25 protein-coding genes and 1 riboswitch are annotated in these 26,179 nt (G+C 47.9%); of the genes, 9 read left to right on the forward strand and 16 right to left on the reverse strand.

What is annotated here, in order from left to right:
• Nucleotides 1–222 precede the first annotated feature (222 nt).
• The 5 genes from AC58UW_RS10255 to AC58UW_RS10275 are packed head-to-tail and all read left to right on the forward strand — an operon-like array spanning nt 223 to nt 5,346.
• Nucleotides 223–1,743, forward strand: a complete 1,521-nt coding sequence (locus tag AC58UW_RS10255; RefSeq protein ID WP_497420561.1) for a spore germination protein — start codon at nt 223–225, stop codon at nt 1,741–1,743.
• Nucleotides 1,736–2,824 (forward strand): GerAB/ArcD/ProY family transporter, encoded by a 1,089-nt coding sequence (locus AC58UW_RS10260; RefSeq protein ID WP_497420562.1) that lies wholly within the window; start codon nt 1,736–1,738, stop codon nt 2,822–2,824. Before AC58UW_RS10255 ends, AC58UW_RS10260 begins: the two co-directional genes overlap by 8 nt.
• A complete protein-coding gene (locus tag AC58UW_RS10265) occupies nt 2,821–4,032 on the forward strand; it encodes a Ger(x)C family spore germination protein (RefSeq protein ID WP_497420563.1) in 1,212 nt (403 codons plus the stop codon). Before AC58UW_RS10260 ends, AC58UW_RS10265 begins: the two co-directional genes overlap by 4 nt.
• Nucleotides 4,029–4,256, forward strand: coding sequence for a hypothetical protein (locus tag AC58UW_RS10270; RefSeq protein ID WP_497420564.1), 228 nt, complete (start codon nt 4,029–4,031; stop codon nt 4,254–4,256). The genes AC58UW_RS10265 and AC58UW_RS10270 overlap by 4 nt, the downstream gene beginning before the upstream one ends.
• Nucleotides 4,257–4,272: 16 nt before the next feature.
• Nucleotides 4,273–5,346: a GerAB/ArcD/ProY family transporter gene (locus tag AC58UW_RS10275; protein WP_497420565.1), complete on the forward strand. Its 1,074-nt coding sequence runs from the start codon at nt 4,273–4,275 to the stop codon at nt 5,344–5,346.
• 50 nt (nt 5,347–5,396) lie between these two features.
• Here AC58UW_RS10275 and AC58UW_RS10280 read toward each other — a convergent pair whose 3' ends face one another.
• Nucleotides 5,397–6,062, reverse strand: a complete 666-nt coding sequence (locus AC58UW_RS10280) for a CAP domain-containing protein (RefSeq protein WP_497420637.1) — start codon at nt 6,060–6,062, stop codon at nt 5,397–5,399.
• A 7-nt stretch (nt 6,063–6,069) separates the two neighbouring features.
• Nucleotides 6,070–6,205, reverse strand: a riboswitch (cyclic di-AMP (ydaO/yuaA leader).
• 179 nt (nt 6,206–6,384) lie between these two features.
• Between AC58UW_RS10280 and AC58UW_RS10285 the strand changes: the two genes are divergently transcribed.
• Nucleotides 6,385–6,618: an alpha/beta-type small acid-soluble spore protein gene (locus AC58UW_RS10285; protein ID WP_497420566.1), complete on the forward strand. Its 234-nt coding sequence runs from the start codon at nt 6,385–6,387 to the stop codon at nt 6,616–6,618.
• Nucleotides 6,619–6,690: 72 nt separating this feature from the next.
• Here the strand turns inward: AC58UW_RS10285 and AC58UW_RS10290 are convergent, their stop codons facing one another.
• Nucleotides 6,691–7,536 carry an ATP-dependent DNA ligase gene (locus tag AC58UW_RS10290; RefSeq protein WP_497420567.1) on the reverse strand — a complete coding sequence of 282 codons (846 nt, stop codon included), beginning with the start codon at nt 7,534–7,536 and terminating at the stop codon, nt 6,691–6,693.
• Nucleotides 7,537–7,718: 182 nt separating this feature from the next.
• Here AC58UW_RS10290 and AC58UW_RS10295 point away from each other — a divergent pair, with 182 nt between their 5' ends.
• On the forward strand, nt 7,719–7,895 hold the full coding sequence (locus AC58UW_RS10295) for a hypothetical protein (protein ID WP_161408601.1): 177 nt from the start codon (nt 7,719–7,721) through the stop codon (nt 7,893–7,895).
• A gap of 75 nt (nt 7,896–7,970) precedes the next feature.
• Here AC58UW_RS10295 and AC58UW_RS10300 read toward each other — a convergent pair whose 3' ends face one another.
• The 7 genes from AC58UW_RS10300 to AC58UW_RS10330 all read right to left on the reverse strand — a co-directional run bounded on the left by AC58UW_RS10300 (nt 7,971) and on the right by AC58UW_RS10330 (nt 16,103).
• The gene (locus AC58UW_RS10300) at nt 7,971–9,500 is read right to left on the reverse strand and encodes an extracellular solute-binding protein (RefSeq protein WP_497420568.1); all 1,530 of its coding nucleotides are present in this window, start codon (nt 9,498–9,500) and stop codon (nt 7,971–7,973) included.
• Between the two features lie 71 nt (nt 9,501–9,571).
• Nucleotides 9,572–10,447 carry a carbohydrate ABC transporter permease gene (locus AC58UW_RS10305; protein WP_497420569.1) on the reverse strand — a complete coding sequence of 292 codons (876 nt, stop codon included), beginning with the start codon at nt 10,445–10,447 and terminating at the stop codon, nt 9,572–9,574.
• Between the two features lie 20 nt (nt 10,448–10,467).
• Nucleotides 10,468–11,325, reverse strand: a complete 858-nt coding sequence (locus AC58UW_RS10310; RefSeq protein ID WP_497420638.1) for an ABC transporter permease — start codon at nt 11,323–11,325, stop codon at nt 10,468–10,470.
• A 563-nt stretch (nt 11,326–11,888) separates the two neighbouring features.
• Nucleotides 11,889–14,153: a helix-turn-helix domain-containing protein gene (locus AC58UW_RS10315; protein WP_497420570.1), complete on the reverse strand. Its 2,265-nt coding sequence runs from the start codon at nt 14,151–14,153 to the stop codon at nt 11,889–11,891.
• A 109-nt stretch (nt 14,154–14,262) separates the two neighbouring features.
• Nucleotides 14,263–14,439, reverse strand: coding sequence for a 50S ribosomal protein L32 (gene rpmF / locus AC58UW_RS10320; RefSeq protein ID WP_028553571.1), 177 nt, complete (start codon nt 14,437–14,439; stop codon nt 14,263–14,265).
• 200 nt (nt 14,440–14,639) lie between these two features.
• Nucleotides 14,640–15,434: a TrmH family RNA methyltransferase gene (locus AC58UW_RS10325; RefSeq protein ID WP_497420571.1), complete on the reverse strand. Its 795-nt coding sequence runs from the start codon at nt 15,432–15,434 to the stop codon at nt 14,640–14,642.
• A 9-nt stretch (nt 15,435–15,443) separates the two neighbouring features.
• Complete coding sequence (locus AC58UW_RS10330; protein WP_497420572.1) at nt 15,444–16,103, reverse strand: potassium channel family protein; 660 nt, start codon at nt 16,101–16,103, stop codon at nt 15,444–15,446.
• 161 nt (nt 16,104–16,264) lie between these two features.
• Here AC58UW_RS10330 and sspI point away from each other — a divergent pair, with 161 nt between their 5' ends.
• Nucleotides 16,265–16,468 carry a small acid-soluble spore protein SspI gene (gene sspI, locus AC58UW_RS10335; RefSeq protein ID WP_127453137.1) on the forward strand — a complete coding sequence of 68 codons (204 nt, stop codon included), beginning with the start codon at nt 16,265–16,267 and terminating at the stop codon, nt 16,466–16,468.
• Nucleotides 16,469–16,833: 365 nt separating this feature from the next.
• On the opposite strand, the gene AC58UW_RS10340 is transcribed toward sspI, so the two are convergent.
• From AC58UW_RS10340 to AC58UW_RS10355, 4 genes are all read right to left on the reverse strand, one after another.
• Complete coding sequence (locus AC58UW_RS10340) at nt 16,834–17,928, reverse strand: Gfo/Idh/MocA family protein (protein ID WP_497420573.1); 1,095 nt, start codon at nt 17,926–17,928, stop codon at nt 16,834–16,836.
• Nucleotides 17,929–17,948: 20 nt separating this feature from the next.
• The gene (locus AC58UW_RS10345) at nt 17,949–18,578 is read right to left on the reverse strand and encodes a ThuA domain-containing protein (RefSeq protein WP_497420574.1); all 630 of its coding nucleotides are present in this window, start codon (nt 18,576–18,578) and stop codon (nt 17,949–17,951) included.
• A gap of 33 nt (nt 18,579–18,611) precedes the next feature.
• Nucleotides 18,612–19,772 carry a Gfo/Idh/MocA family protein gene (locus tag AC58UW_RS10350; protein ID WP_497420575.1) on the reverse strand — a complete coding sequence of 387 codons (1,161 nt, stop codon included), beginning with the start codon at nt 19,770–19,772 and terminating at the stop codon, nt 18,612–18,614.
• A 70-nt stretch (nt 19,773–19,842) separates the two neighbouring features.
• Nucleotides 19,843–20,874: a LacI family DNA-binding transcriptional regulator gene (locus AC58UW_RS10355; protein ID WP_497420576.1), complete on the reverse strand. Its 1,032-nt coding sequence runs from the start codon at nt 20,872–20,874 to the stop codon at nt 19,843–19,845.
• Between the two features lie 356 nt (nt 20,875–21,230).
• On the opposite strand from AC58UW_RS10355, the gene AC58UW_RS10360 reads away from it, so the two are divergent.
• Nucleotides 21,231–22,487, forward strand: a complete 1,257-nt coding sequence (locus AC58UW_RS10360; RefSeq protein ID WP_497420577.1) for a putative bifunctional diguanylate cyclase/phosphodiesterase — start codon at nt 21,231–21,233, stop codon at nt 22,485–22,487.
• On the opposite strand, the gene AC58UW_RS10365 is transcribed toward AC58UW_RS10360, so the two are convergent.
• From AC58UW_RS10365 to AC58UW_RS10375, 3 genes are all read right to left on the reverse strand, one after another.
• A complete protein-coding gene (locus tag AC58UW_RS10365) occupies nt 22,482–23,273 on the reverse strand; it encodes a YheC/YheD family protein (protein ID WP_497420578.1) in 792 nt (263 codons plus the stop codon). The two genes, AC58UW_RS10360 and AC58UW_RS10365, sit on opposite strands and share 6 nt — an antisense overlap.
• Nucleotides 23,245–24,399, reverse strand: coding sequence for a glycosyltransferase family 4 protein (locus AC58UW_RS10370; protein WP_497420579.1), 1,155 nt, complete (start codon nt 24,397–24,399; stop codon nt 23,245–23,247). The genes AC58UW_RS10365 and AC58UW_RS10370 overlap by 29 nt, the downstream gene beginning before the upstream one ends.
• Before the next feature lie 150 nt (nt 24,400–24,549).
• On the reverse strand, nt 24,550–26,133 hold the full coding sequence (locus tag AC58UW_RS10375; RefSeq protein ID WP_497420580.1) for a peptide chain release factor 3: 1,584 nt from the start codon (nt 26,131–26,133) through the stop codon (nt 24,550–24,552).
• Nucleotides 26,134–26,179: the final 46 nt, after the last annotated feature.

The following is a 26,179-nucleotide window of genomic DNA, read 5'->3' on the forward strand; positions in this document are numbered from 1 at the left end:
CACAACTTGTTTTGTAGTACGCTCATTACTTTGATACGGATGAGTGCCCATCGCGTTTCACAAGTTTCGATTAATTTTTCGGACTCCTTACATATTTTTACTTCACAGCGCTATTTTATCCAAAATTCGCTAATTTTTTTGTTAAATCGTTCCTTGCATCATTGGTTTAGCAACCAGCTTAATTGGACAAACAGATAATTATCACATCTAAGGAGTGTTCTCATGGATGCAAGTTTGTCGAATGCATTGGAAGCTGTATCCTCCTCACTCGATGATAACCTTCGAACTCTTCGGGTTATATATACAAAATGCAAAGATGTCATTTTCCATGAATTCCTCATCGGAGGAACAACCAGAGCCTTCGTCGTTTATATCGAAGGGATGATTAATCTTGAAACATTGGATCGAAACGTCCTAAGCCCTTTACTTGGTGAGACAACAGAAGAATGGAATTACACGGAAAAAGAATTATCATCCATCATTTCCATATCGGACGTTAAGGAGACTTTGACATTCGCAGACATGATTGCTCATCTTTCTGTAGGCAATGTCGGACTTTTCATCGATGGACTGCCTCTGGCATACTCGCTCGGCCTCGCGCATTGGGAAAAGCGAAGCATCGAGGAGCCCTCGGCAGAATCCGTTATTCGCGGTCCACGCGAGGGATTTACAGAAACAATGTTTGTGAACACAGCCATGCTCCGGAGGAAAATTAAGAGTCCGTTGCTCAAAATGGTTTCGTACAAAATAGGAAGACACACACGCACGGAAGTCGTCGTTATTTACATGGAGGGCATCGCCAATGAGGGGCTCATTGAAGAAGTTGAACAGCGGATTGCCGAAATTGAAATCGACGGCATTCTGGAAAGCGGATATATCGAGGGCTTGATTGAAGATCATCCGCTGTCTCCTTTTCCACAAATACAAGTAACGGAACGCCCGGATGTTGTTTGTGCCGCGCTTCTGGAAGGACGTACAGCAATCTTGGTAGACGGAACGCCAGTTTCTTTGATAGCGCCTGCCACGTTGTTCTCTCTTTTACAATCACCAGAGGACTATTATCAAAGATTTATTATTGGTACCTTCATCCGGTGGCTGCGCTACTTATTTTTTTTCATAACACTATTACTCCCATCTTTGTATGTGGCTATTTTGACATTTCATCAAGAGATGGTTCCCACATCCCTCTTGCTCAGCATCGCGAAGTCCAGAGAAGATATCCCGTTTCCCGCACTCGTTGAGGCTCTTCTCATGGAAGTCTCTTTCGAAGCGCTCCGCGAAGCCGGTGTTCGCCTCCCGAAGCAGGTAGGTGCTGCTGTTAGTATCGTGGGAGCGCTCGTCATCGGACAAGCTGCAACCTCGGCGGGTTTGGTGTCTGCCCCCATGGTCATGGTGGTAGCTATCACGGGTATCGCTTCCTTCATGATGCCGCAGTATGCCACAGGCATCGCTTTGCGGATGCTCAGATTTCCCATCATGATTTTATCGGGAATATTGGGACTGCTGGGACTCATGCTTGGATTTATTGTCATCGTGATCCACCTTTGCTCCTTACGGTCACTAGGTGTTCCTTACCTCCAGCCACTTGCGCCCATTAAAGCAAACGAATTGAAAGATGTAATCATTCGTGCTCCAATTTGGTCCATGCGGACTCGGCCTAAATTAACTGGAAGGATGAATTCGATTCGGCAGCCCTCTGGACAAAAACCAGATCCGCCAAAAGGGGATGACATTCATGATTGAAAAGGGACGAATCTCCCCGCTTCAATTAGCTATTATTATGCATCCAACTGTCCTTGCTACCGCCACCTTATCAGTTCCGTCCATAACCATGAAAACCGCTGGCATTGATATGTGGATGACACCTCTGCTATCGGCAATGGTAGGGCTTTTGACAGTAATTGTCATGTATCGCCTGTATATCAAGTATCCGGGTTTAACCTTTATCCAATATACGGAAGCGATTCTAGGCACATATGCAGGGAAAGCGCTCTCCGGATTTTTCCTCGTGTCCTTTGTCTTTTCGAATGGGCTTGTTCTTCGCGAATACGGGGAGTTAATCATCGGTAATTTCTTACATGAAACACCGATGGCACTCGTCATTTTTTGTATGGTGGCTGTATGTGCGTATGTCTTATTTGAGGGAATCGAGGTGCTCGCCAGAGTCTCTCAAATTCTTGTCCCTTCGGCTGTGCTCATCATTTTCATCATGCTTGTACTGATGATACCCACTCTTCATCCCAAAGAGATGTTTCCGATTCTGGGCGATGGCCCGCTTCCATTACTAGTAGGTTCACTTGTGCCCTCTTCTTGGTTTAGCCAGTTTTTTATGTTGTCGTTTCTGTTTCCTTTACTGAACAAAAAAAAGCATGTTTTGGGGTGGGGCTTCCTCAGTGTCGGTATCGTAATGATTACCTTGCTAACGATTAACCTGACCATTTTATTAATGTTCGGATCGCTTACCGTCCAATTCAACTACGCTTTTCTCATTGCGGTACGTTATATTTCCATCGCTGACTTTCTGGAACATTTGGAATCCTTGCTGATGACCGTCTGGATCATTGGGATGTTTATCAAAGTATCGCTGGTCTACTATGCCACTGTGCTTGGTACCGCGCAGTGCTTGGGGCTCTCTAATTACCGGCCTCTCATCATCCCGATTGGCTTTCTGATGCTGCTGCTCAGCTACTGGGTTTCCCCTAACTTTCAGGAGTTAATGCATGCATTAGGAACTAATATCCCTTTTCTGGCGTTGATCACGCAGCTGGGTGTCCCATGCATGCTTCTTATTGCAGCTGCATTGAGAAAGGGACAGCACGGATGAAAGCGATGCTAAAGCTACTGTTAACAACCATTCTCTTCATCCTGCTGCTGACGGGCTGCTGGGATCGGACGGAAGTGAACGATTTGGCGCTCGTTACCGGAGCTGCAATTGATCGAATTGACGATAAATCGATCGAATTAACCATACAGATTTTTATTCCTCGAGGTCCCGGAGGCGGCGGCGGATTGGAAAGCAGTAACAAAGGGGGCAGCATCCAGACTTCCCTCGTCAAATCCGCCGTAGGCGTAGATATCGCTGATGCGATTTCTAAGATTCAAGAGAAGATGCCCCGCAAAATTTTCTGGGGACATACCGAAATTATTATTTTCGGTGAGTCAGCCGCGCGTAATGGAGTTCGAGACGATGTCGATTACTTAATGAGAGCGCCGCAGCCAAGAGAGCGTGCCTTTATGTATGTTTGCAAAGGGAAAGCGCGCCAAATCCTTGAGATGAATACAAAGCTGGAGCGAAACTCCGCAGAGATCATGAGGGAGATTGGCAAAAGCAGGATCATCCTTAGTGTAACGTTGGCTGATTTGGCACAAATGCTGGCGAATCAATCCGGTGCAGCCGCCCTGCCTTTTATTGAGCTCTTAGCCGCAAACACCCCGAGAAATCACGACACAACAGGGGGCTTCACCAATCATACAGCCGTATTCAAAAACGATAAAATGGTCGGCACCATTGATGATCCCACAACCCGCGGCCTGCTTTGGCTCAGAGACGAGATTAAAACTGCCGTTGTTACCGTAACACCGGAGGGTGCCTCCGGCCATGTCTCCCTTCGACTATTGAAAAGCGAGACGAAGCTGGAGCCTCTCATCGAAAACGGCAAGTGGCGCATGAACGTCTGGATTCATACGGAAGACGATGCTCTTCAGAATACGACTTCGCTGAATCTCGCCACCGATCACCAAGCTGTTAAACGCGTGGAAGCCGCTATGAATGATGACATTGAGGATCGTGTCGCGGTTGCTTTGCGTGAGGTGCAGCAGGGTTTCAAAGCAGACATTTTTGACTTCGCTGGGGAATTCCACCGTGCGTACCCTAAGGAATGGCGGCAAAATCAAAAGCGCTGGAACGAGATCTTCCCGAACGTCGAGGTCACTGTACAATCTGACGCCAGAATGCTGCGTCCTGGGCTATCCAGCATCAAATCTTCTCGACCCGAAGAGGAGAAAGAAAAGGAAGAGGAGTCTACAAAATGACATCCAAAGACATTCCCATGTGCATGGCCGCATGCTTACTCATCACTCTCTTTCAGTGGTTTCGCCTGAAAAACGCGCCAAACAAAGAGAAAGCGGCTTATCTCTCCATCTTGGCCCTATGCTGGATTCTAGCGATCATATTGGTCATGAATCCAAGCATGCCAGGTCCGACGCAGCTGGTGAATGCAATTTTCCACCCTCTCGGTAAACTCTTAGATCGTTAAAGGAGCTTTTGTGGACATGCAGATCGGCGGGAAACAATTATTCTGGATGATATTGATCATGCAGCTGGGGATGACCATTTTACTGACCATTAATCCAGCTATCCAAACTGCGAAGCAAGACGCTTGGCTTTCAACGGTTTGTGCAACCGGGATAGGTGTAGGCGTCGCATTTATTTGTACTCGGTTGAGCCTGTCTCATCCAGGGCAAACCATGATTGAATTTTCCAAGAGGTTATTGGGTCGATACGTCGGCAATATGGTCATCGTGGTGTATTTCATCTACTGGTACAGTGTGCTTGCGATTATACTTAGGCAATACTCAGAGTTCATCGTCGCGACTATTCTGCCGAGAACCCCCATCCTTGTCCCGATTCTGGGTATGCTCCTCGTTGCGATCTATGTAACTTTCTCAGGGATAGAGGTTATTGCCAGATGCTGCGAGATCCTAGGTCCCTTCACCCTGTTTGGGATTGCAATTCCTCTTCTGCTCAGCCTAAAAAATATCCACATCAACAATATCCTTCCCTTCTATGTGGATACCGGTGCGATGACAATCTTGAAGGGAGCACTGCCGACCTCAACGTTTCTTGGGGATTGTATCCTGCTGCTCGTCATCATGGGTTTTCTTTCTAAGCCCCAAACAGGGGTGAAACCGGCCATTCTTGGGGTGGCTGCTGCAGGTTTGTTAACAAGCATTTCGACTTTCTTAATCGTTTCCGTGTTTGGACACCTCTCCGCTTCGGGCCAAACCTATCCTTACTTTAATTTGGTTCGTTATATTACCTACTACGACTTTTTCCAAAACCTCGACTCCTTTGTTGTCGCCATTTGGATTATTAGTGTGTTCACCAAAGTATCTCTCTACTTTTTCGTCTGCACGTATGGAACAGCTCAAAGCTTTGGTCTTAAAAAATGGCGACGCATAATTTGGTTCGTAGCGCCTGTTATCTTACTGCTAGCTTTGATCCCGCGGGACTTTATCGATAGTTCCGTGCTTTTTCCGCAAAAAATCGCGATCCCTTATTTCTTGCCTGTCCATGCGATCGGTCTGCCGCTTGTGATGTGGGGAGTTGCTAAGTGGAAAAAATAAATAAAACCCTTGGGAATTCCCATCCGGGAAATCTCAAGGGCTGCTTTGGATTAATTGCTGATGAATTCTTGCACCCATTCTCCGTTATAATAGGCAACGCCAATCTTAGTGAAGTTAGGGCTCAAAATATTTTGACGGTGGCCTGTGCTGTTCATCCACGCTTTCATGACGGCTTCAGGCGTAGGCTGTCCTTTGGCAATGTTCTCACCTGCATAGGAATAACGAATGCCATAAGTGCTCATCATATCAAAAGGTGACCCATAGGTCGGCGACGTATGATCAAAATAGCCGTTGTTGTACATATCCTTGGCTTTGTCCAATGCCATAGCTGTGAGTGCGCTATCGCTAGTTAGCGCTTTTAGCCCAGCTTTTACCCGTTCCTGGTTAACTAAAGTAACGACTTGGCTGGCATAAGCCGACTGCGCTGGCGCAGGTGTAGCTGGAGTAGCAGGGGCTGGTGTTTGCGTACCGCCGGTTGTACCCGTGCTGCCCGGAATGTTCAACTTCATCCCTGACCAGATCACATTCGGGTTGGCAACCTGAGGGTTGGCCTGAATGAGGGAAGTGAGGCTCACGCCATACTTCTTGGAGATTAACCACATGGTGTCGTTGCCTGACACCGTGTGCGTGGCGGACGCGGCCATGGCTGCGCTTGAGCTCATAAGGACACTAAGTCCAATAGCACCGGTAACGACTAGCTTTTTGTAACGTTTCAACATAGAAATCTCTCCTTTTTGCGGCCTGCGAGGTTAGCTGTCGGATTCGGGTCAAAGAGTAATCACCCGGCCGCTTAGATAGCGGCTTCACCCCAAAGGATGGGTCCCCCGTGCTTCCTGAGAAGCTTCGGCCTTCTAAGTTTTTGATCCATAATCGATCTTTCCGATTGTAACACGGGGTTTTACTGAAAACATGACTCAAAATTTTCCAACACTTTTTGAAAGCGCATTCAAAGCACTTCGAAAATATTTTCCAAATACATGAATAAAAAACCATAACTTCCACAAAATACTCATACACCAAATAAAGGAGTGAATCCAGATGGCTAGCAGTAGAAGCAATTCCATACTTGTGCAACAAGCAAAATCAGCTCTTGAGCAAATGAAATACGAGGTCGCTCAGGAACTAGGTATTCAGATTCCTCAGGACGGATATTATGGGTACATGGCTACTCGCGATACTGGGGCAATCGGCGGACATATTACGAGAAGATTGATTCAAATCGCTGAGCAACAGCTAAGCGGCAGCAGCAACGGCAACTTTAGACGCATGTAAGTAACCGCATGTACAGATCAAAAAGACTGCACCACCACTTCCTCCTTGGTGATCCAGTCTTTTTTGTTTTTCTCAAATCACAAATTCCATAAAAACCGGCGATCGAAGCCTTCCGTTTCTCGTCCAGTTTTTCGTCTTAACCTTGGCCATCAGCCGCGGTTCCATATAGGCGAAATGGTTGTCTTCTTTGAAAACTAAGCGATGCTTCACGCCGTCTAGCGCCTTCTGATGCAGAGGTGTTACCCCTGTCTCAATCACCCCGACAGGAATTTTCAATCCATTCGCAGAGTCAATAGAGGCAAGTAGAGCAAAGTTATTTTTCCTATAACCAGAAATGTAGACATCAATATAAGTCCAGTTAATCACTTTTTGCCATTGCCTGGAGCGTTTGTTGCTTTCGTACTTAAAATTTTCTTTTTTAGACTTCAAAATGATGCCCTCAAGCCCATCCTGCCGGATTTTCTCAAAATAATCCACCGCTTTACCTTCGTAAACCTTCACTTTTTTGTACCTATCATTCTCAATAAAAGCCTGATCTAACAGCTCCTTACGTTTAAGCAAGGGCAATTCGGTGACATCAATCCCCTTGTATTTTAAAATGTCAAATGCGCAAAATACAACAGGCGATAAATCCGTCGGAGTTAAAAATCTAGCTGACATCGCTTCAAAATCCGGTTTACCTTGATCATCCAGAATGACCAATTCACCGTCAAGTATCGTTCCCTCAGGAATCGGACATTGGAATAGCTCAGGAAATTTGTGAGTAACCAATTGATTGTCTTTCGTATATACATATAGTTTGTCCATATTTGAAAGAATACACCTAAGACCATCTAGTTTAACTTCTGCAACATGATGTTTACTGTTATACGGTCTATTATCTTTGGCGTCTTGCAAAAGCATAGGAGAAATGAACATATGAAATCACCCTACGTTAGATGATACTGCACAGTTATTCATCTGCCTATAGGGACTTGGAGGAAATCGAGACCAACCCGCTCCATTTTCGACAAAACAAGTGCAAACTATCTCTACAATGCGACAACTAAATTCGCAAATCCCTTTTATAATGAAGATAGATGAATGGGAGGGATGTTCGCATGGACAAGCTATTTATCAAAAGATTGCATACTTTGAATCGCCGCGACGAGCTTAGATCAATGCTGCTGATTGAAGGTATTAAACTCACTCTCAAACGGAAAAAGGAACTCGGCTTATTTTATAGATTGTTCAAGAAAACCAAGAAGAAACCCATTGTTGCTAAAGGATGGAACTAACATGCCACACGCAAAGAGGCGACCAAGAAAAGTAGAATCCTCTACCTTCATGGCCGCCTCTACTATTTTCCTGCCTTACTTGCCGCTCTTCGCATATTGCGCGCTGAACTCCTCAATCACTTTATCGCCGCCGGCTTTTCTCCACTGCTCAATCGCTTGCTTCCAGCCTGCCTCATCAATTTTACCCAGGATATATTTCGTCCGGGCATCGTCAATGATCGGCTTCAGCTCGCTGCCTTTGGTCGTTTGCGTCTCGGAAACGAGCGGATTCGTCGGGTTGTTGACCGCGATGGCTTCGTTCTCTTTGATCATTTTGCCGTACTTCTCCATGAGCGGCGTTTCTTTCCCCGTCGTTTTCGCCGTATACTTCGCCACTTGAAGCTGTAGATAGCTGGAGCCTACTTCGGTGTCCTGCAGCTTTTGATCAATGAATACCGGCTTGCCGTCTTCCATCTTGTAGTGTTTGCCTTCGATGCCCCAGCCTAGCAAATCCAGCATCTTCTGATCGGAAACTTTATCATAGAAGCCTAGAATTTGCTTTAATTCCGCCTCGGTTTTCACACTTGATTTCGGGAACATAAACACACTATTATAGCCTACCCCGCCCGGCAATCTCTCACCCTTAGGCCCTTTGATCCGGGAGACGACATCCACATCCGCACCAGGGAACGTTTTGGAAAGCGATGCCTGGTAACCTGCTCCGTCAATCATATTCGAGATAACGGCTCCAGCTTTGCCTTGATTGATATCGTCCTTCTTCTGTTGGTTGTTTAGGACAGGAAAATCCTGCTTAATGAGCTTCTCATCATACAGTTTTTTATAAAATTTCATCGCTTCGAAATACTCCGGCGTTAGAAAATCAGGACTTAACTTACCATCTTTCACTTCCCAGGAGTTCGGAGCGCCTAGAATGGATGCCACGACGCCAAAGCCGTCCATCGTTTTCTCCTCAGTCAGCCCTACGGTATCCGCTTTCCCGTTCTTATCCGGATCGCCCAGTGTAAACGCTTTAAAAACATTATATAAATCATCGAGCGTTTTCGGTTCGCTTAAGCCTACGTTTTTCAACCAGTCGCTGCGGAAAATAACCCCGTAGGTCGACAAGTCGCGGGCACGATATAAGCCATAAATTTTGCCATCCACTTTAATATTGTCAAAAACAGATGGGTTCATTTTAGACAGATTCGGATAGTCCTTGAGGTAAGGACCCACTTCCCAAAACACGCCAGCACGCACAGCGCTCAAAATATTCGAATCCTTGTTGTTCTGCACAAGCAGCGCCTTCGGAAGCTCACCGGAAGCAATCGTGACATTGACCTTTTCTTTGTAAGAAGAGTTGGGGACCCAGGAGATGTCCAATTTCGTGTTCGTATAAGCTTCAATCTGCTTCTGCACTTCACTGTCCGCTTTGGGCGGCTCCGCATACATGAGTGTCATGACGCTTAGTTTCAAGGGCTCCTTGCTTACAGGCGCACTGCTCGTACCCGCATTCCCTCCTGCAGCCGGACTCGCTTCGTTTCCACAACCGGCCAGCAGCGCAGCAGCGCCAACCATCATTCCCATTGCAGCCAAACCGCTTCTTCTCATTCCCGCGTGTTTTCTCATAGTGGCAATGCCTCCCCATAATCTTATTTTATATGAATGCTTCCCAATCACAATAGTTTTCGGGAGCCTGTTCAACCTTTTACAGAACCAATCATGACCCCTTTGGCGAAATGCTTCTGAAGGAACGGATAAACTAGCAAAATCGGCACCGTAGAGATGACAATGACAGCCATCTTAATAATTTGCGAAGGAGGCGCAATATAGTTCTGATCAAACTGGGTAGAATCGCCGATCCCGCCTTGGGATAAAATGACGATCTGCCTCAGCCAGACTTGAATCGGCCACATTTTTGAATCGTTAATATACATGATCGCGTTGAAAAAAGTGTTCCAGTGGCCAACTGCATAAAATAAGGCGAACGTAGCCAGCACTGGCGCCGATAATGGCAGCACAATTCGGAAAAGCAAGCCCACATCGCTGCAGCCGTCGATTTTGGCCGCTTCCTCAAGGCCCTCGGGCAGCTGCCGGAAAAAACTCACGACAACGATGAGATTAAATGCACTGATTGCGTTAGGAATCAGCAGAGACCAGTAGCTGTTCAGCATGCCAAGCGCCTTAACGACAAGGAACGTTGGCAGAATGCCGCCGTGGAACAGCATTGTGAATACGATCAGCATCATAAACAGCTTTCTTCCTTCAAAATCTTGCCTCGAAAGCGGATAAGCGAGCAGTGAGGTGAACAAAAGATTGATAAATGTACCGACCACCGTAATGCCAATCGTCACGAATAAGCTGTTCACGATCGTTTGGGTCGAAAAAATGTAGCGGTACCCTTCTAGCGAGAAGGAAGTAGGGAATAAAATAAATCCCCGTCTGAGCACCTCTTCCGGCTCTGCAAATGAGACCGAAATAATGTAAATAAAAGGAAGCAGCGTGACGAGAGCAAACAACGCCAGAAATGTATAATTGAAGCCGTCAAAGATGCGGCTGCCTATGCTTTTGTTCATCATTGAACACCACTCCCTTCTTAGTACAGGCCGTTTTCGCCGAATTTTTTGGCCAACCGATTGGCCCCAACCACCAGTACCAGCCCAATGATCGACTTAAACAATCCGACTGCTGTACTGTAGCTGAACTGGCCTTGCTGAATCCCGACGTTGTAAACGTATGTATCAAAAACTTCGCCTACCTCGCGGTTCATCGCGTTCAGCATTAAGAAAATTTGTTCAAAGCCGGTATCGAGGAACGACCCCAGCCGAAGGATGAACAAAATGACAATGACGCTGCGGATGGCAGGAAGTGTAATATGCCACAATTGGCGAAAACGATTCGCGCCATCGATTCTTGCAGCTTCATATAGCTGCGGGTCCACCCCAGCCAGCGCTGCCAGGAAAATAATCGTCCCCCAGCCTGTTTCCTTCCATACCACTTGCGAAACGATCATCGTTCGAAACCACTCGCTTGAAATGAGAAACTCCACTTTCGGCAGGCCCAAAGCGACGAGCAGATCGTTGACGATGCCTCCTTCTGTCGTGAAAAAGATGTAGGAGATCCCAACCACAACCACCCAAGATACGAAGTGGGGAATGTAGACGATCGTCTGAATGCTGCGTTTGAAAACTTCCCTGCGCACTTCATTTAGTAGCAGTGCCAGAATGATGGGCAGCGGGAAGAAAAAGACCAGATTATACACAGCAAGAATGATCGTATTCTTGAACAGCATCGCGAATGATGCATCAAAAAAGAACCTCTCAAAATGCTTGAGCCCCACCCATTTGCTGTGCAGCATCCCTAGAGCTGGCTGGTAGTCTTGAAATGAAATCAACAGCCCCCACATGGGGAAATAACGAAAGATAATAAAGTAGAGCATGCCAGGAAGCGCCATCGCGTACAGCCATTTGTTTTTCAGCAAACGGTTGATCCTCGTGCGGGCTTTGCTCCTTGCAGCCGTATCCGCTTTTATCGGTCTGGAAGTCAGTTCCACGTTGACTCGTCCTCCTCGTTTGTTTTGACAGCGTTAGCATATCGAAGCCGTAAATTGCATGCAATAATCAACAGCGCTCCATCTGCGGATGACCAGCCCAGTAGCGGCTAATGCAAGCATTTATAATCATTAGCGGCCCTCTAGGTAATCATTTGAACGCAAAAAAGAGACTGTCCCTAGTCATTTGATGACTTTGGGAACAGCCTCTTCAGATTAACGGGAAGTTCTATGAGAAGGTGCATTAAGGCGCTGTACCTGAAAATAGTTGGAAAAACTACCGTTAATCCGCGCTGCTGAGTAGCAGGGAGCGAAATAACGCCAGAAACTCCAGCTAAATCGTCGGTTGGAAATGAAACTTAGCGGGTATGGGGATAATAGCGGTAGAAATTCCAGTTGGTTAGTTAAAAAGTGCATAAATCGCTGGAAATAGCAGGAGAAATCGGCGCTACTGGCAAATAAAATCGTCAACCAATAGCATCTCTGCGCTGTTCCCGATACTGGCCTGGCGTCATCCCCTCTAGTTTGCGGAATTGACGGATGAAATTTTGCGCGTTCGTGTACTGCAGGCGCTCTGCTATGTCCGTGATCTTCATCTCCGTGCTGCTCAGCCAGCTTTTGGCCATATCATGGCGATATCCCGCCAAGTATTCACTAAAGCTCATCCCCGCCTCCTTCCGGAACATCCGGCGGATATAGTGAGTGCTGTAGTTCAACCGCAGCGCGCACTGCTCCAGTGTTAAATCACTATCATAATGGGCATGGATGAGGTCCATCACCGAGCGGGAGATGCTTTTGCCGGACGACTCATGCCGCTTGAGCGTCAACTCCATCATCGGTTGAATCATCTGATCTTTAAACCAAACTTCGATTTCCTGCGGTGTCTTCCATCGAAACATATGCTCATACGCATTCCGTTGGTCCGGGAATAGGAGCTCCCCCGTATCCCCCATGTCATACAACACACGGATGAGATCCGTCAGCAGCATGGCAAACGACATGCGGTAAACATTCGAATCCGTCTCTACGCGCAGGACGTCCTGAATAAACTGATGCAGCAGTTCCTCCGCTTTGTGCTTATCGAGCAATGCAATGGCCTGGATTAGCTCCGATACCAAATGGTGGGGATAATAGTGCCGTGAAGCTTGTTTCGGCTTCAAGTCATCGAGATGCAGGATCGCTTTTTCGCCAAGACGAATCCGGTATTGCAGAGCTTCTTTGGCTTCTAGAAATGCCCCTGAGGTCGCAAACAATTGGTCATAGGGCCTGCTGATGCCGATACTTACCTTAAGTCCCAAATATTCGTCTACAGCGCTTTGCACCGACATGGCCAGAGCACTCCATTCGCTGAGCAGCTCCATGTGGTTATCCGTATCGCTGCCGACCAGAATCACCTGATAATTGCCAATAGGCATCGCATGGATACGCTGCGGCATACCAATCAGCTCTGCGGCCATATTATTAATCGCAAAGAGCAGCAGATCCTGCTCACTGGAGCGATATCGCGTTTGATCCAGTGTATCGATCTGCAGGACCAGGACGGCATAGTGCCTCCAGAGAGGCAGCTGGAACCCCTCCGCCTTCTCCTCCATTTCGCCGCGGTACAGCTCGCCTTGAAACAGCTTCAGCATGAAGTAGTCCACAAGTTGCCCGGCTTGAATCTTCATTTGACCTTCCAGCTGCTCCTTGGATTGATGAAGCGAGGCTACCTGCGTGCCAATCCATTGCAGCTCGTCTTTAACGGCAGAGCTGCCGCTCTGCGGCTTACTGTGGCGCATCGTGAATTCCATGAGACTGCGTACCGGAAAATACATCCGCTTAGAAGCCCAATAAGACAGCAGCGCTGCAAAAAGCAGCAGCACAATGCATGCGGTTAGCGTCGCCCATCCGATAGCAGCGGATTCCTTCCTCGCTTCCTCTAGCGGGATCACCGACACATATGTCCAATTATTGTAGCGGGATTGATTATAAATCACGCTATATGGCTTTCCTGACAAGGTACTATTGATATATCCTTGGGTATTGCCTGATTGCTGCAGCTCCTTGGCCCAAGGCTCAGCAAGAACACTTTGACCAATCCTCGCAGGATCACTATGAATAATAATCTTCATCTTGTCATCCAAGACCATCGTTTCCCTTGTTGAAAAGCCTCCCGTCAACAGCTTGGAGAGCTCTGTGTTCGACATCCGAACGAATAAATAGCCTTTGGGCTCGGCGGCCAGCGGTGGAATCGTTTTCACAAGTTTGATTCCTGCAAAAGAGGCATCCTGATCAGGCAGCCACCTGGATGTATAAACATAGGAAAGTGCATTTGACGCTTTCGTGACATCCGTACCAAAGTAAAAGCCACCGTCTTTGATGTACCAATTGTTCTGTGGACTGTGCAGCTCTGCTGATTTCACACCTAATTCGTAGGTTTGAACGCCAAGAAGCCCTTTTACCAGCAGCTCGATATCTTGAAAATCTTCAATTTCCATGCGTTTCCCCACGGACTTGATGACAAAAGGCGTCTCCGCGAACCGTCCGGAAACCTGATCAATTACCTTCAGGATCTGCTCAACCCGGCTTTGCGATTGCTGCAAAATAAACACATTTGCTTCGTTAACCTTTGCCTGAACGGTAGAAGTCGATTGAAAGAAAGCGTATACACCAAGACATAGCAAAGGTACTGCGCTAATCAGTGAGGTCGTAATCAGCAGCTTAATTAGAAATGATGAGTATCGCGAAGGCATAAGTTCCTCCATCCGGCAAGATTCGTTGTTTCCATGGACGACAATAGAAAAAATACAAAAATGACACCCTAATTGTTTAGAAGTGTCATTTCTGATGCAATTCATATTATTATTGAGCTTTAACGATCTCTCTACCTTTATATGAACCGCAGTTTTTGCAAACATGATGTGCTTTTTTCAATTCTGCACATTGTTCACACTTCACCATTCCTGGTACTTCCAGTTTAAAGTGAGTACGGCGCTTATCGCGACGTGTTTTGGACGTTCTCCGTTGAGGAACTGCCATTTTCAAAACACCTCTTTTCAGTTACATAAATCAACAAAGAATATAATAGCTTTCTTGATCTATATTGTCAATGCTGAGTTTGTATAAATGCATACTCTTGCATGGATTAAGCAAGAACGCTATCCGTTCTTCATGCGGTAATGTGAGTGCGGAACGCCTCAAGAACGGGTAGCGTTCTTGAGGCGTTCTTAGCTATTAAGCTATACCAACCGCTGCCGCGAAGCCTCAAACAGCAGCACCGTAGCCGCCATCGCCACATTCAGCGACTCAGCCTTCCCCTGCATCGGGATGATGACCTGCACATCCGACAGCGCAGCAACCTCCGGCGACACGCCCCGGCCCTCGTTGCCGAGAATCAGCCACGTCGGCTGCCGCAGGTCCGTGTCGTAACACGAGCTCTGCGCCTGCAGGCTCGTGGTCACCAGCCGCACGCCGCGCTCACGCGCCCGCGGCAGCAAAAGCCCCAGATCTGCCTCCACAATCGGCAGATGATACATCGATCCCATCGTCGAGCGGATCGTCTTGGGATTATACAGATCGACCGTGCCGCGGCCGAGCACAACCGCTTTGGCACCAACGGCATCCGCGCTGCGGATGATGGTGCCGAGGTTGCCCGGGTCTTGGACGCCGTCCAAGACCACAACAAGATCATGCTCGCCAGCGAGCAGCTCGTCCATGCCGAGCTGAGGCCGAGCAACAATGGCCAGCACGCCCTGCGGAGTTTGCGTATCCGCGCATTTCTCCAGAACGGCTTGGCTGACGCCGACCCATTCTACTGCGCCTGGCAAAACCAGACCAGCAAGGCCGTCAGGCAAACCTTTGTCCAGGCTAAAGATTACGGTTTCGACAGAGGCTCCCGCTCGCAACGCTTCCTCAACAAGATGATGGCCCTCGATGATATATTTTCCTTGCTTATCTCTACCCTTGCGTTCCAAAAGCTGTGCCCACTCTTTCACGCGGGCGTTTTGAACAGACATAATTTCCGTATGTGTCATTTCCTCTACCTACTCTGCAAAAGTCACTTCAAAAGTTTGAAGATTCGAATTTTTACCAACGATAACTAAAATATCATCAGAACGAAGTGTTTCCTCCGCGCTCGGCGGAATGATCAGCTTGTCATTATGCTTAATCGCGATGACATTACAGCCGTATTTGGCCCTTATATCAAGCTCTCTGAGATTTTTGCCAATCATCTGACGAGAGGCTTGAATCTCCACAATGCTGTAATCCGCGGACAACTCTATGTAATCAACAATGTTAGACGATATCAGATGATGCGCCACGCGCTGCCCCATATCCCTCTCTGGATAAACGACCTTGTCAGCGCCAATTTTCTTAAGCACCTTGCCATGCAAGTCATTCACAGCTTTCACAACAACCGTAGGTATACCCATTTCTTTGAGAATTAATGTGGTCAAAATACTCGCTTGAATATCCTCCCCAATGGCGACTACGACAACGTCAAAATTGCGAATGCCGAGCGCTCGAAGCGCTTCTTCATCCGTTGAATCCGCTTGTACGGCATGCGTCACGATCTGTGAGATTTCTTGCACAGTCTCTTCCCGAAAATCAATGGCCATGACTTCAAAACCTAATTGTGACAACGTTCTGGCAATGCTGGACCCGAATCTTCCCATTCCTATAATGGCAAATTGTTTTCTCATAGGCTGGCGTTTCCTCCAAATTCCCAATGTTATTCTAAATTATATCATACTTGTGATCTATAAACTCACTGTGCGCGGAAAGAGGCGAATATGAGGATGAACCGACATCAACTTGCGCATATTAGTATCGATAACGAAATGGAAGCGAGGTCCACGAACGAATGAATATTACTTTAAGACAGGCCATCGTCCAGAGAGTCCAAAATAAATCCAATGACGAGCTTCAAGAAATTATTGAAGATTCCATTGGCGGGGAAGAACGGGTATTGCCCGGGCTAGGTGTGCTTTTCGAAATTATATGGCAGCATAGTGAAGCAAATATCCAAAATGAACTCGTTGAAACCTTAAAAGGGCATCTCCCTTAACCTTAATTCCCCACAATCGGCTAGGGGGCTGCTCCAAGCAATCCCTTAGCTGAATATTCGCACAAACTCATCCCTTCCCCGTCGAACCATACCTACTATTTGATGTAAAAACTACATGTTTCCCTGGCTATTTCCACATTTAAGCCCATAATCATGTAAAATGTACATCAATTTCACTTAAAATCAAACACATCCACCCAAAACTCACAAAATAGATGTACGAAATACATCACTTTCATTTTTATCAGATAAAACTCTCAAATTACCTGTACTTTTTACACTTTCCGCCGCCGCCCCTTCCACGATTGCACATCCCTACACCAAACAAAAAAAATCCCCCTCTAACCCAAGAGGAGGATGATTACCTATAGTACCTTGTTAGGCGACAAAGGTGCTGGCCTTTCACAGCTGCTCTGCATCACATAATGCTTGCCTTCGCTCGCTGCGTCGTGGAAGCCATGCATGGCCTCCAGCACATGGTAAGCCAGCTCACCATTCGCACGATGCGCTTCACTCTCACCGCTAATTAAAGCTTGCGCCATCGCCGCAACACCCAAACCGCGGTGGTTTTCCTTGTAACCATGGGACAGTGGAATCGGCTCCCAATCGGAACCATTTTTCCGGATCATCACCTGACCGCCAAATGTGTTCGGATCCGGTACGCGCAAAGAACCATGGCTGCCATAGATTTCAATGTTCGGCAGCTGCGTGCCGCCCATAATATCAAAGCTAGTTACCAGCGTAGCAATTGCACCGCTATGGAAATCAAGCACACCCGCAATATGCGTTGGTGTCTCTACCGTGATCTTCTGACCGCGTTTTTTCTCACTCTTAATCGTCCGCTCAGGGAAGCTAATTCCCGTTGATCCTGTTACGCGGCGAATAGGTCCCAGCAAAGCTACCAATGCTGTAAGATAATATGGTCCCATATCGAACATAGGGCCGCCGCCTTTGGCATAGTAAAACTCAGGGTCCGGATGCCAATGCTCGTGGCCTTTGCTCATCATGAAAGCCGTTGCGGCAATCGGTGTGCCGATCCAGCCGTCATTGATCAGTTTCACGCAGGTTTGAATACCTCCACCGAGGAATGTATCCGGCGCGCTGCCTACCGACAATTCCTTACGGCGAGCCACCTCCAGAATGCGTAAGCCCTCTTCGCGCGTAACCGCAAGCGGTTTCTCCACATAGACGTGCTTGCCCGCTTCCAACACCTGAATACAGACTTCAGCGTGTGCAGCCGGAATCGTCAGATTGATGACAATGTCAATATTCGCATCATCCAAAAGCTCCTGAACCGTATAGGCATGAGGAATATTAAATTCCTCCGCCCGCGCCTTCGCTCTCCCCAAATCGATATCCGCGCAAGCAAGCAGCTCCAGGTGCTCGAAGTTAGGAATGTTTTTCATATAAGCAGCACTAATATTCCCGCAACCGATAATACCAACTTTCATTTTACTCATCTTTTCGCTCCTCCTCTTCGTTATCGTGTCGCCCACAGCAAGCCGCGGCGCATTAGCTCAAGTGTTTCCGGCATCCGTACGATGTTGGCTTGATGACCAAGGGAGTTATAATACACCTTGCCTTCGCCATAGGTTTTGGTCCAAACCACCGGCATCTCCGCATCGCCAAAATCCGTCACCGCATGAACCTGAATAGCAGGATCGACATGCATGTAATACTTTTCAGAGACGACAACGAAATCGTCTATCCCCTCCGTCAGAGAATGCTGGCGATCTTTGATCCGCACCGTGTACGTAACCCCGTCATTGCCCGGATGAGCTACCCATTGGCCGCCGACCATATACTGAAATTCGACTTCATTCCGGAAGGAGTCCCCCATCCCGCCGTGGCAGCCGGCAATCCCAGTTCCGCCTTCTTTGACCGCGGCAAGTAAAGGCGTCAACTGCTCTTTCTCAATTCTCCCCATCGTCCATACGGGTACAATAAGATCAATACCTTTCAAGCGCTCCGCATCCTTAAAGCTGTCCAGTGTATCAGATACCTCCACACCAAAACCTTCCTCGCGCAACAACCCTGCAAAAATGCCCGCCACTTCCTCCGGTTGATGACCATCCCAACCACCCCAAACAATCAATGCTTGTTTACTCATCTTGTACAAGCTCCTCTCCGCTTATGATTAAGCTTAAACTTCGCTAATTTTCACCCAACGGCGCTGCTCAATGGATTGATCCACGGCTTCTAGCACCACTTGACACTTCACGCCATCCACAAAATTCGGAACCGGCTGACGATCCTCTGTAAGCGCGTTCATAAGCTCAACAACCTCGTGTACGAACGTATGCTCATACCCGATGGTATGTCCGGCCGGCCACCAAGCATCCATATAGGCGTGAGGCGCATCCGTTGCTAGAACACGGCGGAAGCCCTGAACATCCTCTTCATCACTTGTAAAATAGACCTGCAGCTCGTTCAAACGCTCAAAATCAAACTTCACACTGCCCTTACTGCCGTTAATTTCAAAAGAATTCGTGCACCGGTGACCGGGTGCAAACCGTGTTGCTTCGAAGCTGCCCAGTGCCCCATTCGCGAAACGAGCCATAAATAGCGTTGCGTCATCCACGGTTACCGGTCCGTGCGGCGCATCCTTGCTGCCTTTGGCGCTTAGCCCTGTCATCGAGCTCGGCAGTGGGCGCTCCTTCACGAACGTCTCGCTCATCCCAATGACTTCTGTCATATCGCCGACCAGGTAGTGCGCCAGATCAATCAGATGTGCGCCTAAGTCGCCGTGCGACCCAGAGCCGGCAATCTCCTTCTGCAATCGCCACACCAGCGGGAACGTCGGATCTACGATCCAGTCCTGCAGGAACCAAGCGCGGAAGTGATAGATCTGGCCGAGTCGACCGCTCTCGACCAACTTCTTCGCGAGCTGCACCGCAGGAGCAAACCGATAGTTGAAGCCCACCATGTGCTTCACCCCAGCTGTTTCAGCCGCCTCCAGCATCTCCCTTGCGTCCGCAAGGCTCAGCGCCAGCGGCTTCTCACAGAACAGGTGCTTGCCGGCCTTAGCCGCAGCAAGCGCGATTTCCTTGTGCGCGTCGCTGGGCGCATTGATATCGACGATGTCGATCTCAGGATGCGTGACCAGCTCGCGCCAGTCGGTGACGTAACCGTCCCAGCCGAATTGCTCGGCTGCGGTTTTGACACCGTTCTCATCGCGACCGCAGATGAGCTTCATTTTCGGCACCGCCGTCTGCGGGAAAAACATATGTAAATCTTTATAAGCATGACTGTGCGCTTTACCCATAAATTTATAACCGACCATACCAATATTGAATGATTTCATATAGATAGAAAGCCTCCTTAAGTGCATAATCGTTTCTTAATCCCAGTCTCCCTATCTCATAGCTTTCCGCCTATATAAGTGAACGGCTTTTAGATGATTGACGAATGATTAGTTGAGTTGGCAACTTAACATTTGGAGGCTCTGTGCTTTCCCCCTGCAAGACGCGAGCCAGTACGCCTCGTGCTGCTACTTTTCCCATTTCATAAAATGGCACATGAATACTGCTGAGCGGTGGGTCGCTGAGTTTGGCAGCATCGGAATCATCGCAGCCGACAACGGCAAAGTCGCGCCCTGCTACCCAACCTTTTTCCCGGAGTCCTTGCATCAGGCCGATGGCCATGCGGTCATTGGCGGCAAAAACCGCTTCCACCTGCTCCCGTTGGGCCCAAAGCTTCTCGGCTGCTTCGTAGCCGCTTTTCCGGCTGTAATTGCCTTCGAGCAGCAGTTCGTGTGGAGCCTGAAGCCCAGCATCATGCATCGCACTCAGATACCCTTGAAGCCTGTCCCCGGAATTGGAGTACTCCGGCGATCCGTTCAAGAAGGCGATTCTCCGATAGCCCTCCTCCTGCAAATGGCGGACAGCCTGATAGCTGCCATCCACATGATCAGCATCCACTTCGTGAAAAGCTAAACCTTCAAAGTGCTGATTAACCAAGCAGAAAGGGTGACCCTGCTCCTGCAGCTGTTGGAGCGATTCTCGCTGCTGTTGCGTATCTCGTGCGCCCAAGATGACACAAGCATCCACTTTCTGCGATCGGTAGAGTCTTGCGTAGTCCAAGCTTTCATCCGGCTTCAAAAGGGATAGAAGCAAGTCATACCCTTGCTCCCTTACTTGCTCGCCGATCCCGCTTAAAATTTCCGCAAAATAATACGCTGAAAACAGATGCACCTTCGGCATATATGGAAGCACCACGCCGAGATTTCCGCTGCGTCTTCGTGCAAAACTTTGCGCAATCGCATTCGGATGATAATTCAGCTGGTTAGCCGCTTCCAGAACACGCGCTTTGGTAGCAGGCTTCATGGGCCCGAGCCCATTAAATACACGGGAAACGGTCGCTTCGGAAACGCCAGCTAATTCAGCAACCTCTTTTCTAGTCACCATGTAGAAAGCCTCCATTTTCATTCCTGAAATCCATTATGTACACGCGTACATTTTCTCATTCAAGGGCTATTTTTGTCAATACATTACGTCCAAAAAATATGCGCCTCACTTTCGACACCACTCCCGATTTCCAACAAATAAAACTAACACAAAACGACCAATTTCTGTAAAATGATCTAATTAATTATATTGCCTATTCCTTGCCTTTCGTTTTATGATTAAGGTTACATGGACAACTATGATGGGAATGAGTGATCACAATGAACGTAGCCCAGCGCTTTCTTCACTTAGCCTCATCAAGAACAATCGGTACTCGCCGAAGCATGAAAAAAGTGACTCGAAGTCAACTTTTAATTTTGATCAAAAAAGCTGTTAGACGTCATAGCGGAGCTAAGCGCGACGCACAAAATCAAATCATTCTTATCTTGGATATTGACCGGTTTCGACATATCAATTTCTCACTCGGCTACGCTTCCGGTGATCGTCTGCTAACTGAAGTCGCTCATCGACTGCGCTCTGTTCCTAATTGCAGTCTCATGGTTCGATCCGGTGATGATGAATTTGCACTGGTTCTACACGCACGCCATCAGGAACAGTTGTCCCAAAGTATTCAGCAAGTACAGCAGCTTTTTGATCAGTCGTTTATGATTCAAGAGCATGAATGTTACATTAACGTCAGTATGGGCATGAGTGCAGTCGAGCTAACGGCAACTACCATGGAACAAGCGTTGACGCAAGCTGATCAAGCACTTCAAGCCGCTAAACATACGGGCAAAAATAAGCTTGTCACCTTCCATCCCATGCTTTCACCGCAACATGCAAGCTCCATGGAAATGGAAACCGAGCTGCGCAAGGCTATTATAGAAAATCAGCTCATCTTATATTACCAGCCGCGCCTTGAGCTCTCTACCGGCAAAATTATTTGTCTGGAAGCATTAGTGCGATGGAATCATCCCAAGCTTGGCATGATTCCGCCTAACGAGTTCATTCCGCTTGCAGAAGAGAGCGGTTTGATTCTGCCCCTTGGCGAATGGGTGCTCCGCGAGGCTTGCCTCCAGAAGGTGAGATGGCTCGAAGCCGGCATTTTGGACTATCAGGTTGCCGTCAACATCTCACCGTGCCAATTCCAAGACGAAAGCTTCTCGGATAAAGCCATTCATATCATTGAACAGACCGGCATCAATCCCGCCTATCTGGAATTCGAAATCACCGAAAGCTCCATTATGCAAAACATGGAAAATACCATAGCTGTATTAGAGAAGCTCTGCAAGAAAGGAATCTCCATCTCCATCGATGATTTCGGAATCGGCTACTCCTCACTGAATTATCTGAAACATTTTCCTATTCACTGCTTGAAAATTGACCGTTCCTTCGTAAAAAATATACATAGCAATAAAGACGATTTAGCAATAACCAACGCCATTATTCACCTTGGTCACGCCCTTAACGTACAAGTGGTAGCTGAAGGTGTAGAAGAATTGAGCCAGCTTGAAATCTTGCGAGAAACCACCTGCACCACCATCCAAGGCTATCTCTTAAGTCCGCCGGTTTCCGTATACGAAATCGAGCAAAGCTTTCATCGATATGACAACAGACCGGTTATGATTTCATAACCGGCCGTATGCTTTGGCGTATCTCTGTATTTTTGCGAATACACGCTTATCCCTTAGTCTGCGGAAAATATAAGGATCTGGACTCGTATTGACCTCTAGGATCCATGGATGCATATCTTTATCCAGAGCAACATCCACGCCGATTTCCTTAACTCCCCGGTACTTCGTATTAATCGCTTTAGCCACACGTTTCCCAAGCACATGCAGTTTCCTGACGTAGTCATCCCGCTCACCGGCAGGCAAATAGCTATGCAGCAGTGTATCCACCGGCTTCAAAGTTCCTCCGCTGTGAAAGTTCGTCACGATTTTACTCGGATGTGCTACTCTGCCGATCACGCCAGTTGTTTCCCAATCGCGCAAAGGTGTTTGCTGCACCATAATTCGCAGGTCGAAACGGTTCCCTTTATATTTCAGCAGGTGAATCCCTTTCTGTACCAGATACCGTGCTTTTCCCGTCTTCTTAGTGATGGAAGCATACATGTCTTCAAACGTTTTAAATCGTTTCAAATTGACCCCAAGCTGATACGAATACGGCATGATTTCTCCCTCGCCGTCCGACATCTCCACGCGGATTACACCATTTCCGAACATACCTACATTAGGCTTAATATAGACCATTTTATGTTGATTCAGCATTTGCTTCAGCGTCTCTGCTGTCATCCATTTCGTCGTCGGCACATATTCCCTTAGAGCTGCAGTGGCTTCTACTGCCTTGGTTTTGCCAATCTTGCTCATGACGTATCTCGGATATCTAACTTTAGTCCGTTTCTTTAGAATTTTTCTCATGTCTTTCCTCCAGCTTCAGTCTATAGAAGTCGGCCAGTGATTGCGCTGTGGCCTGCCAGCTGAATTGCTTGACGGCATCGCCCCGTGCTTGCTTCGCTAAGTCGTCTGCCCACTTTCTCCGTGCAGCTATGGCCGTAATCCCTCGTGCGAAGGCTCTGGGACTTCTGAAGTTCCGGATCAATAACCCATTATGTCCGTGCTGTATGATTTCTTTAATCCCCCCGTTAGCCGAGGCAATTACCGGGAGCCCGGAAGCCATCGCTTCCACGTTCACTAATCCAAAAGCCTCATGCTCTTGCGAAGGACATACGAAGCAATTGGCAAGGCCATACACCTCGTGTATGTTACGATGAGGAATATTTCCCAGAAACTTTGTTGGCACTGCAAGCCTGCGGGCCTTTCTCTGCAAGGACGCTTTGTACCCCTTCCTTTGCTCCCCGCCAGCAATCAACAGCTTCAAGCCAGCTACCTTTTTCCTAGCCAAATGTACGGCTTTAATTAATTTCGTAATCCCTTTGCGTTTAATCAGTCTGCCGGCATAAAGGATATGGAAACCACGGCCGATCCGGTATTTTTTTCTTAACCGCAGTCTCTTTGCTGCCGATCCGGGCTTGAATCGCTTAATATCTGTCCCCAGATAAATGTGATGCAGCTTGGCGCGGCGCTTGGGAAACAACCGTACCAATTCCTGTTCCAGCGAGGAACTGTTTCCTACAACCCAATCCACTTTACTTAGCAGTGCAGAGCACTTCGATATCGAAATATAAGGCGGTTTCACAAACGTTAAGGAATGTAGGAACAGAGAGACAGGACTTTGGGGAAACTGGCGTTTAATGGTTGCCGCGTATACAGGTCTGTTATCTACCTGGACCCAATCGAATTTCTCACCCTTCATCGCCTTCATAACTTCCTTCAAGTATTGTTGCGAGCTCTCCGCCCGAACCCTTATAACTTTGAGCGAACCCCTCCGGGTTGTGCTTTTATAAGCACGGTGTTGTCTCGAAATGATGGTCACCTGATGCTGTTTGGCAAGCTGCCGGGCAATCGCATAAATGCATATTTCAACGGATCCACCTTTTAGCGGCGGCACTGGAATTTGCTCAGGAGCAATGATCAGTAGATGCACGGTCTCTCTTTCACATCCTTAAGGCCTGCGTGCCTGTATTCGTAACCCGTACTTATTGTATGAAGCAAATCGTCCATCGGCAACCAAAAAAGAAGAGACCGCACGCCAGATTTTAGTCTGGTGCACAGCCTCTTCGAGTTATTTACAGTCTTATGGAGCACTCGTTAAAAACTTCGCATTGGGGTTCTTCTCTATGGAAGATCTTAAGGCATATTCACTTTCGAATAACCCGACGTAGTTCCCTTTTTTATCCTTCACAAGCTGGGAATTAATACGGAATTTACTCGGATCGATCTTATCATCAATAATCCAGCGAGCGAACTGATAATTCTGACGCTGAAGTAGGATATCTACACCATATTCCGATCTCATCCGGTGTTCAAGCACCTCGAACTGCAATTGCCCAACGACCCCTAGAATCATATCTTCAAAACCGATCGTCGTGAAGACTTGAATCATGCCTTCTTCCGTCAATTGATCGATGCCCTTGAGAAACTGCTTTTGCTTCAGCGCGTTTTTAATCGAAACCTTGCTGAAAAGCTCCGGCGAGAACGTTGGAAGCTCGTCGAAAACGATTGCTTCCCCTTCGCTCAGCGAATCTCCAATACGGAAAATACCCGGATCGAACAAACCGATGATATCGCCAGGGAATGCCTGTTCCACGATATCGCGGTCTTGCGCCAGAAACTGCTGAGGTTGAGCCAGCTTAATATCTTTGCCCATACGAACATGCTTAACCGACATGCCGCGCTCAAATTTGCCGGACACAATGCGCAGGAAAGCAACGCGGTCGCGGTGAGCCGGATTCATATTCGCTTGAATTTTGAAAACGTAGCCCGAGAACTTTTCTTTGGTAGGCTCGATCACACCTGCCGTGCTGTTGCGCGGCTCTGGTTTTGGCGCCAGCTGCAAGAAGTTCTCCAGGAACGTCTGCACACCGAAATTGTTCACGGCACTTCCGAAAAAAACAGGCGTAAGCTCGCCCTTCAGCACCTTCTCCATATCGAAGGGATCACCCGCTACGTCCAGCAGTTCAATGTCATTGCGTAGCTGCTGATGTAGGAATTCGCCGGCAATTTGACGAACCAGCGGATCTTCCACCCCTTCTACCTTGCGCACTTCAATTTCTTTGTGATCTTCACCATTGTACAGCTCTAGCTGCGACTTACCGCGATCATACACGCCACAGAACTGTTTGCCTGACCCAATCGGCCAGTTCATCGGATAAGATCGAATGCCGAGCACTTCCTCCAGCTCTTCCAGGAGTTCGAACGGATCGCGTCCTTCGCGGTCCAATTTATTAATAAACGTAAAGATCGGAATGCCTCGCATCCGGCAAACCTGGAATAACTTCTTGGTCTGCGTCTCGACCCCTTTGGCCACGTCAATCAACATCACCGCGCTATCCGCAGCCGTAAGTGTCCGGTACGTGTCCTCACTGAAGTCTTGGTGACCAGGTGTATCCAGAATGTTAACCCGGTGCCCTTCATAGTCGAATTGCATCACACTGGACGTAACGGAAATTCCACGTTGCTTTTCAATTTCCATCCAGTCAGATGTTGCATGCTTGCTGGCTTTGCGCCCTTTAACCGTTCCGGCTAAGCGAATCGCGCCTCCGAATAACAACAGTTTTTCGGTCAGTGTTGTTTTCCCCGCATCCGGGTGAGAAATAATCGCGAACGTGCGTCGCTTAGCGACTTCCGTTTCGAGTAGCTTTGTGAGTTGCGTAGTCATTTGTTAGTTTAATTCCCTTCTTCTTTTACATGGATACTGCTAAGTA

The sequence above is a fragment of the Paenibacillus sp. J22R160 genome (genome assembly GCF_059692135.1).